The organism is Deinococcus alpinitundrae (assembly GCF_009982895.1).
GTDB classification, from domain to species: domain Bacteria; phylum Deinococcota; class Deinococci; order Deinococcales; family Deinococcaceae; genus Deinococcus; species Deinococcus alpinitundrae.
The window spans coordinates 99,292-112,698 of the sequence record NZ_WXZL01000001.1 but is presented as its reverse complement, the minus strand read 5'-3'; the positions used below and the strand labels follow the sequence as shown (position 1 = coordinate 112,698).

At 66.8% G+C, this 13,407-nt stretch carries 13 protein-coding genes and 1 pseudogene; 10 read left to right on the top strand and 4 right to left on the bottom strand.

Annotation, left to right across the window (positions count from 1 at the left end):
• Positions 1-10 precede the first annotated feature (10 nt).
• From GUI70_RS00575 to GUI70_RS00565, 3 genes and pseudogenes are all read left to right on the top strand, one after another.
• Positions 11-1,657: a S8 family peptidase gene (locus GUI70_RS00575; RefSeq protein ID WP_161880333.1), complete on the top strand. Its 1,647-nt coding sequence runs from the start codon at positions 11-13 to the stop codon at positions 1,655-1,657.
• Between the two features lie 318 nt (positions 1,658-1,975).
• On the top strand, positions 1,976-2,821 hold the full coding sequence (locus tag GUI70_RS00570; RefSeq protein WP_161880332.1) for an AraC family transcriptional regulator: 846 nt from the start codon (positions 1,976-1,978) through the stop codon (positions 2,819-2,821).
• Positions 2,805-4,054 (top strand): annotated as a pseudogene (locus GUI70_RS00565) (MFS transporter). The gene GUI70_RS00570 and the pseudogene GUI70_RS00565 overlap by 17 nt, the downstream one beginning before the upstream one ends.
• A gap of 19 nt (positions 4,055-4,073) precedes the next feature.
• On the opposite strand, the gene GUI70_RS00560 reads toward GUI70_RS00565, so the two are convergent.
• Complete coding sequence (locus GUI70_RS00560; protein ID WP_161880331.1) at positions 4,074-4,337, bottom strand: hypothetical protein; 264 nt, start codon at positions 4,335-4,337, stop codon at positions 4,074-4,076.
• Between the two features lie 150 nt (positions 4,338-4,487).
• Between GUI70_RS00560 and GUI70_RS00555 the strand changes: the two genes are divergently transcribed.
• Both GUI70_RS00555 and GUI70_RS25130 read left to right on the top strand, forming a co-directional pair.
• Complete coding sequence (locus GUI70_RS00555; RefSeq protein ID WP_237724605.1) at positions 4,488-5,906, top strand: chemotaxis protein CheB; 1,419 nt, start codon at positions 4,488-4,490, stop codon at positions 5,904-5,906.
• Positions 5,887-6,612, top strand: a complete 726-nt coding sequence (locus GUI70_RS25130) for a PAS domain-containing protein (RefSeq protein ID WP_306468248.1) — start codon at positions 5,887-5,889, stop codon at positions 6,610-6,612. Before GUI70_RS00555 ends, GUI70_RS25130 begins: the two co-directional genes overlap by 20 nt.
• 48 nt (positions 6,613-6,660) lie before the next feature.
• Here GUI70_RS25130 and GUI70_RS00545 read toward each other — a convergent pair whose 3' ends face one another.
• Entirely contained in the window at positions 6,661-8,004 is a 1,344-nt protein-coding gene (locus tag GUI70_RS00545) for a sensor histidine kinase (protein ID WP_161880330.1), read from the bottom strand.
• Positions 8,005-8,209: 205 nt separating this feature from the next.
• On the opposite strand from GUI70_RS00545, the gene GUI70_RS00540 reads away from it, so the two are divergent.
• Together GUI70_RS00540 and GUI70_RS00535 are read left to right on the top strand one after the other, a co-directional pair.
• On the top strand, positions 8,210-8,788 hold the full coding sequence (locus GUI70_RS00540; RefSeq protein ID WP_161880329.1) for a hypothetical protein: 579 nt from the start codon (positions 8,210-8,212) through the stop codon (positions 8,786-8,788).
• Entirely contained in the window at positions 8,785-8,928 is a 144-nt protein-coding gene (locus tag GUI70_RS00535; protein ID WP_161880328.1) for a hypothetical protein, read from the top strand. The genes GUI70_RS00540 and GUI70_RS00535 overlap by 4 nt, the downstream gene beginning before the upstream one ends.
• Here the strand turns inward: GUI70_RS00535 and GUI70_RS00530 are convergent.
• Complete coding sequence (locus GUI70_RS00530; RefSeq protein ID WP_161880327.1) at positions 8,912-9,178, bottom strand: hypothetical protein; 267 nt, start codon at positions 9,176-9,178, stop codon at positions 8,912-8,914. The genes GUI70_RS00535 and GUI70_RS00530 overlap by 17 nt on opposite strands.
• A gap of 230 nt (positions 9,179-9,408) precedes the next feature.
• Between GUI70_RS00530 and GUI70_RS00525 the strand changes: the two genes are divergently transcribed.
• Together GUI70_RS00525 and GUI70_RS00520 are read left to right on the top strand one after the other, a co-directional pair.
• Positions 9,409-10,581: a CofH family radical SAM protein gene (locus GUI70_RS00525; RefSeq protein ID WP_161880326.1), complete on the top strand. Its 1,173-nt coding sequence runs from the start codon at positions 9,409-9,411 to the stop codon at positions 10,579-10,581.
• The gene (locus GUI70_RS00520; RefSeq protein ID WP_161880554.1) at positions 10,581-11,426 is read left to right on the top strand and encodes a menaquinone biosynthetic enzyme MqnA/MqnD family protein; all 846 of its coding nucleotides are present in this window, start codon (positions 10,581-10,583) and stop codon (positions 11,424-11,426) included. The genes GUI70_RS00525 and GUI70_RS00520 overlap by 1 nt, the downstream gene beginning before the upstream one ends.
• A 25-nt stretch (positions 11,427-11,451) precedes the next feature.
• Here GUI70_RS00520 and GUI70_RS00515 read toward each other — a convergent pair whose 3' ends face one another.
• Positions 11,452-12,351, bottom strand: a complete 900-nt coding sequence (locus GUI70_RS00515; protein WP_161880325.1) for an RluA family pseudouridine synthase — start codon at positions 12,349-12,351, stop codon at positions 11,452-11,454.
• A 117-nt stretch (positions 12,352-12,468) separates the two neighbouring features.
• On the opposite strand from GUI70_RS00515, the gene GUI70_RS00510 reads away from it, so the two are divergent.
• Positions 12,469-13,341, top strand: coding sequence for a hypothetical protein (locus tag GUI70_RS00510; RefSeq protein ID WP_237724603.1), 873 nt, complete (start codon positions 12,469-12,471; stop codon positions 13,339-13,341).
• The last annotated feature ends 66 nt before the right edge of the window (positions 13,342-13,407 follow it).

Genomic DNA, 13,407 nt, shown 5'->3' with positions numbered 1-13,407 from the left:
GAGACCCAACATGCATAAAATGTTCACCAGTGTCGCCGCGCTGCTCCTGCTGACCGGGTGCCAGGCGGTCTTGCCGCAGCCCACTTCCGGCGCTGCGCCGGCGGCGCGGCTTGAGGGTATGGGCATGAACATCCAGCGCACCTTCACGCCTGCGCGGCTGCCCAAGTACATCACGCTGGGTAACCCGACCAGCGCCACCCTGAACTGGACTCCGATATCGCCGCAGATCTACATCGCGGGCCAGTTGCTGCCCTCGACCCGCGTCGGCAGTGTGGTGTCGTTCACGGTGCCGGGCGGGAGCAAGGGCGGTTGGGGCGGTCCCCAGACCCTGGAGATCCGGGACGGGCCGAATATGGCGGGCCGCACGACCTACGTGCTGGGACGCTCCTACCTGGCCGATCAGCCGGGCGGCCTGCTTTTTCTGCTCGCGCCGGGTCGGACGCAGGGTGACTTGCAGCGAATCCTTTGGAGCCACAAGCTGCAACCGAAGATCGACACGTTCATCCCGCTGTACCCCTCCTCCGCTTGCCAGGGATCGCTCGTCGAGGCCAGTTTCGGCGGGAGCGCTTCCGACTTCGAGGCGCTGCTGGAGCAGCTCGACCTTGACGCTGCCCAGTATCCGGGGGTGATCCTGGGGGTCAATCCGCGCACCATCAGCTCAACCGGTGCTTCCCCGACCCAGCCGGACCCCAGCCTGGTTCCGATGAAGGCCGCTGAGGTGATCGGCGCTCCCAAAGCCGCCGCCCGTGGCCTGAACGGCAAAGGCAGCTTGATCGCCGTCCTCGATACCGGGATCGGGATATCGGGGCTGGGGCTGGGCCTGAAGCCGTTCGGCTCGCGGCTGCTGCCCGGCCAGCAGTTCACCCGGGAAAGCCAGCTCAACCAGGATCTGGCGAGGGTCACCGACGACGATTTCAGGGTGGCGGGCGCTCCCACTGGGCACGGCACCCAGGTCGCCAGCCTGGCTGCGGGGGTGCCTTACGGTGTGGCCCCGGAAGCCAGTGTCCTGCCGCTCAAGGTCTGCAACGCGGCCGGGCAATGCCGGGTCGGCGATGTCGTGCGCGGTTTGTGCTGGGCCCTTTCCACGGCACAAACCCGGAGTCAACTCGGGTCACTGATCGTCAACCTGAGTCTCGGCGGCGATACTGGCGACTTCGAGCGTGACGTGCTGCGCAAGGTCCTGTCGCAGACTGCCAAATACGGCGTTCAGGTCGTCGCCTCGGCGGGAAACGACTGGACCGAGTACCTGAGCGGCGCGCTCTATGAAGTGCGGCAGTACCCGGCAGCGCTCGACCTCTCCAACCTGACGGCGGTGGGGGCCGCCGAGCAGCCTGTGGCCGACCCGGCCCACCTGCGGACTTCACGTTACTCGGTGCGGGGAAGCTGGGTGGACGTGCTCGCGCCCGGCACCCTGGTCTGGGCCAACGGCCCTGACGGCAAGGAAAGTTCAGCGAACCAGGGCACCTCGTTTGCCGCGCCCCAAGTGGCCGGAGCTTTGGCCCTCTGGCGTCAGCGCTATCCGACCGACACCGCCCCGGCGTTGCAGGAACGTCTGCGCCAGGCCGCCAGTGTGGAGCGGGTGCTCAAACCCGATCCTCAGGCCGAAGCCGACCTCTACCAGTTGACCCGGATGCTGGATGTGGGCAGCGCCCCCTGAAGCGAAAGAGGGTGGCCGCGCGTCGGGATGGAGTAACGAGCCGCTGTTCGACATGAGTGCGGTCTTTAGCCGAAGTGGGCGTCCCAGAAGGTTTGAAGCCGCCCCGACGTTGGGCAACAACAGGTCAGCGATTTTCGGTCGCGCCGCTGAACGCCAGGGGTAATCGTACGTTTCGTTGCCCCCATCAACATGGACGTTCCCCTTCTTCGATTGAAACGCTTCCGTCGCGCCGCTTGAACTTGTCTTGAACAGATCAGGCAGCCTGGCCCCCGCAGAACGGCGGATGCGCCCGCGCCCGCCGTCTGCCAGAGTGGGCGCGTGGCTTACCGCGAGTTTTTGCCCGACGCCCGCCTGCGCCCGCTGGTGCGCAATTACTTTCAGGTCTCCGACTTGCACCACGGCGACACCGAGGAACACCGCTTCTTGCCGGAACGCCTGGTCAGACTCACCTTCTCGGTCGGCTTCACCTGGCAGGGTTCGCTGCTGGACAAAGCATTGGAGCGGATGCCGGACGCCCTGCTCTCCGGGCTGAGCCTCACGCCGCTGCGAGCGGTGTCACAGGGCGTCAGCAGGACGCTGGGCACGGAGATTTTTCCGTGGGCGGCGCGGCAACTGTTTGGCTGGGAAGCCCACATGCTCACGCTTGACCTCAGCCTCCAGTATCCGGCGATCACCCGCACCCTCGTTGCCCTCGTGGAGCTGGGCGCGTGGGAGGAGGCGCGGCAGACGCTGGACGCCTGGCTGCTGGCCCTGCTCGCCGAGCGCGGCCGCGCGTTGGGAAGCGGCGTCAAAGCGGCGCAGACGCTGTATACCCGTCTGGGACAGGTCAAGCTGGGGACGCTGGCCGAGGAGCTGAACCTGAGCCAGCGCCAGCTGGAGCGCCTGTTCGCATCGGAAGTCGGCGTGAACGCCAAGACCCTCGTGCGGCTGATCCGCTTTGAGGAAGTCCATAATCGCCTGCTCGCCGATCCTGGCCTCTCGCTGGCGGGCCTTGCCTACGACCTCGGTTTTGCCGACCAAGCGCACCTGACACGCGAGTTCAAGGCGCTGTCGTTCATGACACCGGGCCTGTTCGGACAATTCGTCAGGGCGCGGGAGTACGCCCCCAGAGATCCGCATCCCATGTGGCCAGACCCCGTGCCAATGAATGCAGTGCCGGAGTAAGCCTGCCGCGTTTCTTCAAGATCCCGCCGCAGCCGCCCAGCTAGCCTGCGCCCATGACCTCATCTCCCCCAAGAAAGTCCCGCTCCTCTTCTTACTCGTCACCGCTTTTTTGTTTGCTATGGGCATCAGCCTGGTCTTTCCGGTGCTGCCTTACATCGTCGCCGAATATGTGGCGCAAATCTCGCGGCAGGCCGCCGTCATCGGGATGCTGGGCGCGGCCTATGCCTTCATCTTGTTTTTCTCGGCTCCGGTGCTGGGTACCATCAGCGACGCCTACGGACGCCGTCCCATCCTGATCCTCACGGGTTCGGCCATCGGCTATATCCTTTTCGGCATCGGTGGCAGCTGGTGGGTGCTGTTTTTGGGCGCATCGACGGCCTGTTCGCGCGCGGCTTCGGCGCACTGTTCGGCTACGTGGCCGACATCACGCCGCAGGAAGAGCGCGGCAAGATCTTCGGGCAAATCGATGCGACGACGGGCGCGGCCTTCATCCTCGGCCCGGCGCTCGGCGGCCTGGCGTCGCACCTCAGTCTCAGTGCGCTCAACGCGCTGTGGGGCCTGTTCGTGCTGCCGGAAAGTTTGCCCGTCTCGCGGCGCAGCAAGCACTTCGACCCCTCACACCTCAACCCGCTGCGACAGCTCTCGGGCGCGTTGGCGTATCCGGCGGTGCGGCGGCTGGTTACGGTCATCGTCATGTTCCTGTTGCCGCTGTCGGTGATGCAGGTGACCCTGGCGCTGCTGGAGCACGAGGTCCTCGGCTGGGAACCGTCGCAGGCCAGCACGCTGTTCATTATCGTCGGCGCAACCGACATCGTGGCGCAGGGCTTCGTGTTGCCGCGATTGATCAAGACCCTCAAAGAACGCGGCGTGGCGATCCTGGGCATCTCGCTGGGAGCTGCCGGGATGCTCGGGATGGCGCTGCTGCCCCTGTTCACGTACCCGGCACTGTTATATGTCAGCACGCTGCTTTTCGCCGTTGGCGAGGGCATTTTCACCGCCTCACAGAACACGTTGATCTCCATCGCTGCGCCCGCCGGGGCCCAGGGGCAGGTGCAGGGCGGCGCGCAGTCGTTCGGCTCACTGGCGCAGGTCGCCGGGCCGCTGGGCGGCGGACAGCTCTACTCGCGCTTCGGCCCCGGTGCGACTTTCGGCACGGTGGCGGCGCTGGGCTTGCTGCTGTGGCAAAAGCCGCTCGCCGCTGACGCACAGGGAGCGGCCTCGGAACCGGCCTGAGCGCGGGGCCGCGCCCGCTTCAGTTCTCCTCGGCGCTGCCCGGCGGCCCCGCCTCGCCGAGCAGCGCCTGCACCGTCTGCTCGCCCAGCGAGGTGCAGAACAGGCCCGACAAAAACAGGTCGTTGATCGCCTGCGGGCCGAACATCCGGTGCATGGTGTACAGCTTGAGCGACACCCGGTGTTGGCCTGCCTGCACCTTCACGGTATCGAAGGAACCGGGCTGCCAGGTGCAGCGAACAGGAATGAGTTCCGGATAGAGCTGGGGCATTCTGGAGTGCAGCATCATCTCTCATTGGTGAGTCGAATTAGTGTGGCGGATCTAGAAATCATGAAGACATATGCCAGTAAAATGGCTGTATTACCCAAAAAAGATGAAGCTACCTTTACTTTCCCTGACTGTCCGGTGCGTCCGCTTTGGTGAAGCTGGGCAGAGATGAACAGTCAGAACGCCAACCCGGACCCCGGCACGCCGGACAGCCACCACCAGGCGGCAGCGCCCCTCCCTGTGGTGGTGATCGGCGGCTCGGCGGGCGCGCTCGAACCGCTCAGAGACCTCGTCTCGCGCCTGCCTGCCGGACTGCCTGCTGCCGTGCTGGTGGTGCTGCACTGTCCGCCCGACATGCCCAGCTACCTGCCCCAGATCTTGCAGGCCGTCAGCGACCTGCCGGTGCATCCGGCCCAGCAGGGGGAGGTCTTGCAAGCCGGACATCTCTACACGGCGCTGCCCAACCGGCACCTGCTGATCGCGGGCGAGAAGCTCCGGCTGGGCTTCGGCCCACGCGAGAACCGTTCGCGGCCCAGCATTGACGTGCTGTTTCGCTCGGCGGCCTACACCCACCGCGCCGCCGTTATCGGGGTGCTGCTCTCGGGCATGCTCGGCGACGGGACCTCGGGGCTGTGGACCATCAAGCGCCTGGGCGGGCAGGTCATCGTGCAGCACCCGGAAGAGGCCCTTTATCCGGGGATGCCGCTGAGCGCCCTACAAAATACTGAGGTGGACGCCATCTTGCCGGTGCAGGGCATCGCGGCGCGTTTGCAGACGATACTGGCCGTGCCGGGCTTCGGGAGGCCAAATGATGGCCAGGAGGACGCTGAAATGACGGAGCGCGAACTGCAGCGCCTGGAACTGGAGGTCGGCGTGGCCGAGGGAGCCAACGCCTTCGCAGCGGGCATTCTCAACGAGGGGGCCTTCACGGCCTTTACCTGTCCGGAGTGTCACGGCGTGATGGTCAAGCTTCAGGAAGGCCGGGCACTGCGCTTTCGCTGCCACACCGGGCACGCCTACAGTGCCCAGGCGCTGCTGAGCGAGCTGCGTCAGACCGGGGAAGTCAGTTTGTGGAACGCGGTGCGCGGTCTGGAAGAACACGTGATGCTGCTCGATCACCTGGCCAAGCACAGCGCCGAGGCCAGCGAGGCGGCCAGCGCCGAACTCTACCGCCAAGAAGCCGAGGCGGTGCGCCGCCGTATCGGGCCGCTTCGACTGGCCGCGACCCAGCCTATCGAGGCCTACGGCTGGCCGCCGGAGCCGCCCAGCGCCGCGCCCGGCAGCCCAGCGTCCCGAATCCCGCAGTCCAGCCAGCAGGACCTGGCATCCAGCGACCTGGAAGACGGCCCGCTACCTCGAACTGCCCAGCGGCGCGGGCAGCCCCAACAACGTGCTGGAAATGGTGCAGCCCGATGTGCGCTACGGCCTGACCGCCGCACTCAAGGTGGTGCGCGCCGAGCAGCGCGAGGTGACGGTGCGGCGACGCCGGGTCAGCACCGAGCCGGATACGCCGGGATCGATCGCGCAGATCACCGTGCGGCCCCTGCACGGCCCGGAAGAAGGCCTGATGATGCTGGTGTTCGGTGAGCAGCTGACCGAAGCCCTGCCGCTGCCGGCTGCGCCGGACGAGCAGTTCGATCAGGTGCAGGGCCTGACCCGCGATTTGCAGTACACCCGCGAGACCTTGCAGGCCAATATCGAGGAAATGCTGATCTCGCTCGAAGAACTCAAGAGCACCAACGAGGAGTACCAGACCACCATCGAGGAACTCAAGAGCACCAACGAGGAACTGATGACCTCCAAGGAGGAATTGCAGTCGCTCAACGAGGAGCTGATCACCACCAACAGCGAGCACCAGCGCGTCATCACCGATCTGGCCCAGGCCAACGACGACATGAACAACCTGCTGGAAAGTGCCGGAATCGCCACGCTCTTTCTCGGCAACGACTTCAGAATCAAGCGCTTCACGCCGCGCTTTGCCAGCTTGATCCGGTTGCTGCCCAGCGACGTGGGGCGGCCCATCGGCGACTTCTCGCTCAAGCTGCGTTACCAGCATTTTCTGCGCGACGTGGCCCAGGTGCTCGACACCCTGCTGCCGTTCGAGACCCAGGTGCAGACCCAGGACGACCACTGGTATCTGCTGCGCATCACGCCCTACCGCACCGCCAGCAACTTCATCGACGGCCTGGTGGTGACCTTTACCGATCTGGACCTGATGGACCGCCCGATGACCCAGCCCGGCGCGGCCTCCGGCGTGCGGCCCGAGCCACCGGATTCCGACCCGTCCGAGTAAGCCTGCGCCGCCTCTCTCCACCCCCGGCGGCCGACCCCCCGCTCAATCTCAGTGGTGCTGTGCCGGGCGCTTGGGCAGCGCCACCCAGAAGCGCGCGCCCTCTTCTTCCTTGCCCTCGCCCCAGACCCGCCCGCCGTGACGCAGCACGATCCGCTTGACCATTGCCAGCCCCAGTCCCAGCCCCGTGAACTGCTGGGCGCTGTGCAGATGCTGAAACAAGGCGAACAGCCGCCCCTTCTGGCGCATGTTGAAGCCGACGCCGTTATCCTCGATCAAGATGACGTACTCGCGGGCGTTTTCCTGGGCGCTGATGCGGATCTGAACGTCGGGGCGCGCGGCGCTGAACTTCAGGGCGTTGTCGAGCAGATGAAAGAACACCAGTTGCAGGGTGCGGCTGTCGCCGGTGACGGTGGGCAGTGGTTCCTGCGTCCAGGTGACGACGCGGCCCTCGAGCTGGGGCCGCAGGGTCTTGCGCACCTCGGTCAGCACTTTTTCCAGGCTCACCGGAATGAAGCGCGCCCGCTGCCGCCCCAACCGGAAGTACTCGGTGAGCGCTTCGGCCAGTACCTGCACCCGTTCGGCGGCGCTCACCACTTCCTGAAGGTAGTGCTGCTGGGTGTGGTCGGCGGGCGGGTCGGTCAGCTGAGGCAATTTCTGGCGCAGCAGGGCCGCGAAGCTGCCGATGTGGCGCAGCGGGGTGTCGAGGGCCTGCATGGTGGAATGCACGAAGGTTTCGAGTTCCTCGTTGAGTTCATGAATCTGGGTGGTTCGCTCGGCGACGCGCTCCTCCAGCGTTTCGTTGAGCGCCAGAATGGCGGCCTGCGCACCCTTGAGCGCCGAGATGTCGGTCACGGCCACCTGAATGTCCGCGCCGCTCATGACGGCGTCGAGTTGCCCGTCGAGGACGTCCGAACCCTGGCGCAGCAGCCGCAGTTCCAGCCGCTGTCCCCGCGGCTGCCCCGGTCCGTTCAGGCGCTTGAGCAGCGCGGCCAGCGAGGTGCGCGACGCCTCGTCGACGAACAGAAGGAAGCGCCGCCCCAGAAGCTGCTCGCGCCCCAGGCCCAGCAGCGCCCGGCCCGCCGCGTTGACCTCGGTGATGTGTCCGCCCGGATCGAGCGAGAAGTAGCCCACCGGAGCCAGGTCGTAGAGTCGCCGGTAGCGGTCGCGGGCTTGCTCGAGTTCCGAATTGCTGCGCTGCAATTCCTCGTTTTGCAGCGTCAGCTCGACCTGATGTACCTGAAGTTCGTGCTGCTGAAGCTGAAATTCAAGCTGGAGCTGCTCGAGCGTCGGCGTGGTCCCCGCCAGCGGCTGCGTCAGGAGTCGGTCCTCGGCCTGCTGGCGCAGATCCGGGGATGGGCGTCCAGACGCAGAATCCCCTGGGGCATGGCCCATTTCAGGTTCTCCGCCAGTATTCAAGCGCACTGCAATTCAGCACGCCTGCCCCAGGAGAGGGCTGAAGCAAGCTCGAAAGGGGACGGTAAGACACTCATCAGGCATTTATCCTAGTGCTTGCCCGGCGTTCAGAAACAGCAGTAGAGGACATTGTAAGGAAAAGAAAGCGCCGGGTTGCCGCTGGCCGGGTGCCGTAGACTGGGTCATGAAACCCCGCACCCCGTCCGCCCACCTGGCCCTGATGCTCGCCGCGCAGACCGAGGCGGCGAGCGAGCGGTATCTGAAACTCATCTACGCGGGCGGGGTCTTTCATGACGCCGCGAGGGTGAGTGCCGAGCGGCTCGGGCGCGGTGAGCGCGGCTACACCCTGATGCCCAACGCTTACGGCGGCGAGTGGAGCCTGGTGCTGGGGAGCGGGGCCGACCTGATGACCAACAAGGTCCACCTGACATATCTGGGCGGCGACCAGACACTGGCACACAACCTGGCCCGCAGCGGTCCCACCATCGGCAAGCTGATGGCCCGGCTCAGTTCGGGCGCAGCCACGAGCTGCTTTCAGCTCAGCGCCGAGCGATTGCCTGCCCTCAAGAGCTGGGTGGAGGCCAGTGTCAAAAGCGGCGCGCAGGGCGACGTGAACGCCGAGCGCCGCTTCGGGCCGCTGCGGGTGCAGGTGCTGACCAGCCGCCGCGAGCAGCAGGCCGACGTGGACGTGTTGCTGTGGCGCGGCGGGTTGGTGGGCAGCACGGGAGAGATGCCACGCCCCCACCTGGAATTCAGTTCGTGAACAGGAGCGGGGTCGGGGAGGATTCGGCGCAGGCCAACCGCCAGCCGGAAGAGGAGGACCAGACGCCGCCGACATCGCCGGGTTTGGTGGGCAGGGCCTGCGGCTGCGGCACGCTTCCGGAGATCAGCTACGGTCCCTGAGCGCGTTGGCCAGGGTTGCATTCAGGCTGACCTTGCCCCCACACATCAGGTGCCAGCTGTTCAGATACACCCATGTGCAGCCCGCTGGCGTCCGGGAGGGGTGTGTCGGCAACGCCTGAATCGGCGGCATGACGGGCTTGATGGGCAGGGTCTGGACGATCTGCACCGGCTGAAGTGGCCGGGCCGTTAGCGCGGCGCGGGTCTGGGCCGAGGCGCTGCCGAGCGAACTGGCGAGAGTGGCGAGCAGCATCCGCGCACGGCGAAGAATTTGGGGCTGGGCATGCTGGGGCCGGGCGGCTCGGCATGCGGGAGCGGAAAGCGTGCCTTCCCGCTGCTTTCCCTTGCTCTGTGACTAGTTCCCGGCCCCTTGAACGGACCATGAACAGGTGCGGCAGGCCACCGAGGACCCAGGAAAAAGCCGGGCCGCCTCTGTAGCCGTTCAGGGACTTTTCCCTTTCCCGGCGGTGTTAAACTGCCTTCATGACACGCCTGACTCCAGATGACGCCGCCCTGCTCGCCAAGGCTGAGCGCGGAGAGCGGCTCAACCACGCCGAAATCACGGCCCTATACTCGCTGCCGCTGCCGGATGTGGCGGCGGTGGCACACCAACTGCGGTTGCGCCGCAGCGACCCCGAGACGGTCACCTTTCTGATCGACCGCAACATCAACTACACCAACATCTGCAACGTGGGCTGCAACTTCTGCGCCTTCTACCGCACCAAGCGCCAGAAAGACAGCTACACCCTCGATTACCAGCAGGTGTCGGCCAAGATCGTGGAACTCGAAGCGGTGGGCGGCTCGCGCATCCTGATGCAGGGCGGGGTCAACCCCGAGTTGCCGCTGGAGTACTACACCGGCCTGCTCAGCTATGTCAAGTTGCACCACCCCAGCATCCGCATCGAGGCGTTCAGCCCCGAGGAAGTGTTGTTCATGGAAAAGACCTTCGGTCTGGACCTCGACACCCTGCTCGACACGCTGATCGCAGCGGGCCTGGACGGCCTGCCCGGCGCGGGCGGCGAGATTCTGGAAGACGACATCCGGGCCAAGGCGGCCCCGGCCCGCATCCGCAGCGCTGATTGGTTCCGCATTCTCGATGCGGCGCAGCGCAAGGGCCTCTACACCATCTCGACCATGGTCATCGGCTTCGGCGAGAGCTATGCCCAGCGCGCCAGCCACCTCATCAAGATCCGCGACCAGCAGGACAAGGCCCTGCACGACTACGGCGTCGGCTTCGCGGGCTTTGCCATGTGGAGCCTGCAAACCGAGCACACCCGCTTGCACGGCAAGGCCCCCGGCGCGTCGGCGCACGAGTACTTGCAGCAGCTCGCCATCGCCCGCATCGCGCTCGATAACCAGCCCAACATCCAGGCATCGTGGCCCGCCCAGGGTTTCAAGGTGGCCCAGGCGGCGCTGTATTACGGCGCATCCGACCTAGGCAGCACCATGCTGGAAGAAAACGTGGTGTCGGCGGCGGGCGGCGGCGGGCGGCACAAGGCCACCGTGCGCGAACTCACCCGTATTGCCCACGACGCCGGATTCCGGCCCGCCATCCGCAACAGCTACTTCCAGATTCTGCGCTACCCCGACGTGGAAGCGGTGCTGGACACCGGTAGGGGAGCCGAGGCCGAGGAGGCGCGGGCGGTGGGCGTCTGATCGCGCCAGCACCCTACCGGGCGGGCTGGATTCACTACACCAACGTGGCCCCGATTCTCGACGACCTGAAGTTGCCGCCGGACGTGAGCGCCGTGACGGGCGTGCCCACCCAGATGAATGCGGCGCTGCTCTCGGGCGAGGTCGATATCGCCAACATCAGCGCGGTGGAGTTTATCCGCAACGCGGACAGCTTGGCCGCCCTGCCAGATTTCAGCGTCTCGGTGCTGGGGCCGGTCTACAGCGTCAACCTGTTTCACCGGGTGCCCTGGCGCGACCTGAAACGGGTGGCCCTGACTGCCCAGAGTGCCACCAGCGTGGCCCTGCTGGAAGTGCTGCTGCGCGAGAGCGGCGTCATGCCGGTGCTGGAGCGTGCCGAGGGCAACGCCCAAGAACTGCTGGCCTCCGGCTACGACGGGGTGCTGCGCATCGGCGACAGCGCCCTGCGCGAGTGGTACGGGGTGGTCGGGCCGCTCACCGAGGCCACCACCATGACCGCCCTGCCGCACACGCGCGGCGGCGTCACCGTCACCGATCTGGCCGAGAAGTGGTTTGAACTCACCGGCCATCCCTTCGTGTTCGCGGTGTGGGCTTACCGCCAGGCGGCGCCGCCACCCCCCGCGCTGGTGCAGGCCATGCGCGAGGCGCGGCGCAGCGGCATCGGCCACCTGAGCGAGGTGGCCGAGCGCCACGCCCGCAAGCTGGGCCTGCCCGCCCGCGTGGTGCAGCACTACCTCTGGAACTTCCGCTACCACCTGGAAGCCCCGGACCGTCTGGGCCTGAACGAATTCGCTGCCAAGGTCGCGCCCGGCCACGCGCCGCTGGTGTTCGGAACGCCGCCGGGCTAAGAACACCCGGACGCGCCGCTGCCTGTCAAGACTCTAGGCTCAAGATCGGCGGCGGCGGCGCTTGCAGTTCCATGTCCTCGCCGCTGAGTGGGTGACGGAATTTCAGGCGGTGGGCGTGCAGCCAGTACCCGCCGTCGCCGGGCAGTCCCGGCAGGTGGGCCAGCGGCAGGCCGCCCGGCGCGTAGAGCGGATCGCCGATGAGCGGGTGCCCGATGCTGGCCAGGTGAATGCGGATCTGGTGCGGGCGGCCCGTGCGGATATCGACTTCAAACAGGGTGCCCTGCTCTCGGCGCTCCAGCACTGTCACCAGGCTGCGCGAGGGTTTGCCGCTGGGGCTGGCGGCGTAGACCTCGCCTAGCCGGGGGTGCGGTACCGGGCCGATCGCCGCGCCGATGTCGTAGCAGTCTCGCTCGGGGCGGCCCTGCGCCAGCGCCAGATAGAACTTGCCGATGTGCTGCTCGCGCCAGGCCTGGCCCAGGCTGGAGGCGGCGGCAGTGGTGCGCGCAAACAGCACGATGCCCGAAGTCCCGCGCCCCAGGCGGTGCAGCGGACTGGCTCCCGGAAAGTCGGCGCGGACGAGGTACAGCAAAGTATGTTCCAGAAACCCCCCACCGGGCAGGGTGGGCAGGCCGCTGGGCTTGCTGACGGCAATGAGGGCGGCGTCCTCATGCAGCAGCGAGAAGTGCAGCGGAGCGGCTTCCTCGTGCCACGGCGGGCGCTGCCAGACGAGCTGCTGCCCGGCCCTGAGCCGCACTTGGCCGCTGGCGACCGTTCCGCCGAGCGTGACCTCGCCGCGCGTGAGCCGGACTTGCCACTCCTCGGGCGTGGAGTGCGGGTAGTGCTTTGCCAGGTACGGCACCAGCCACTGCCCCTCGGCGCGCTGGCCCAGGTGTTCGCGGTAGGTGTAGCCGCCGTTGAGGGCCATGCACCGAGCTTAGCGCAGGCTCCCGGTCTCGGCGGCGCAAGTTTCCACGCCATTATCTGATGCAAGCTGACTCAAGCCTAAAGAGCACACTCATGTGTTGCCGTTAGGATACGTTTCATGTTGATGGCTTTTCGCCCCCCGGCCCTGCTGGCCGCGACCCTGCTGCTGACCGGCACCCTTGCGGGCCAGGCCGCCGCCCAGACCACCGCTCCTGCCGCACCCACGACGCCTGCCCCCGCGACTGCGGCCCCGACCACCCCGGCTCCAACCACGACCAGCCCCGCCCCAGCCACTCCGGCCACGCCCAAGGCGCCGGTGCGCCTGAACGTGCCGGGCAATGCGGCCTCGGCGCTGGGCATTGAGGTCAGCGGCGTGGTGTCGGGCCGCTTGCTGGGCTGCCCCAAGGCGCTCAAGCTGAGTGCCGGGGCGCTGTGCCTCTATGCGGCCAACTCGGCCTCAACGCTGCGCCCCGCCATCAAAACCAAGCTCGGCACGCGGGCAGGCGAGTGGAAGCTGTCGGGCAAGGCCAGCAGTCTGGCCGTGACCAGTGGCAAGAGCCTCTCGCTGGTGTTGCTGGCCGAAATTTCTGCCAAGGAAACCCTGGTGGTCGTGGACACCCCGGCGGCGGCACCCGCGCCCAGCGTCGCCCCAGCGGGCCGCCCGGCCACCCCGGCGGGCGCGGTCAAGGGCGAGCCGTACCTGCTGGGCAGTGATTTGAAGGGCCTGGCCAACGTGACTTCACTCGGCGCAGGGCAGTTCAAGCTGGAGCGCACCGGCCAGCCGACCCTGACCGTCACGGCGGGAAAGACCAGCGCCCAGCTCGGCGGCGGCGGCGTGACCCTGCCGCTGGCCCCCATCTCGGACGGCAAGAACCTGGTGCTGCCGTTCTCCGCGCTGGGTGCACTCGGCTGCACGTCCACGCCCAACGGCAAGGTGCTGACCGTGGCCTGCGGCGCGAACAGCGTGGGCATCAAACCGATTATTTTCTGATACGGACTGCAATCGATCGAAAGCGGAGGAACAGGTCGGGTAATCTGCTCCTCTGGTTTTCATGTT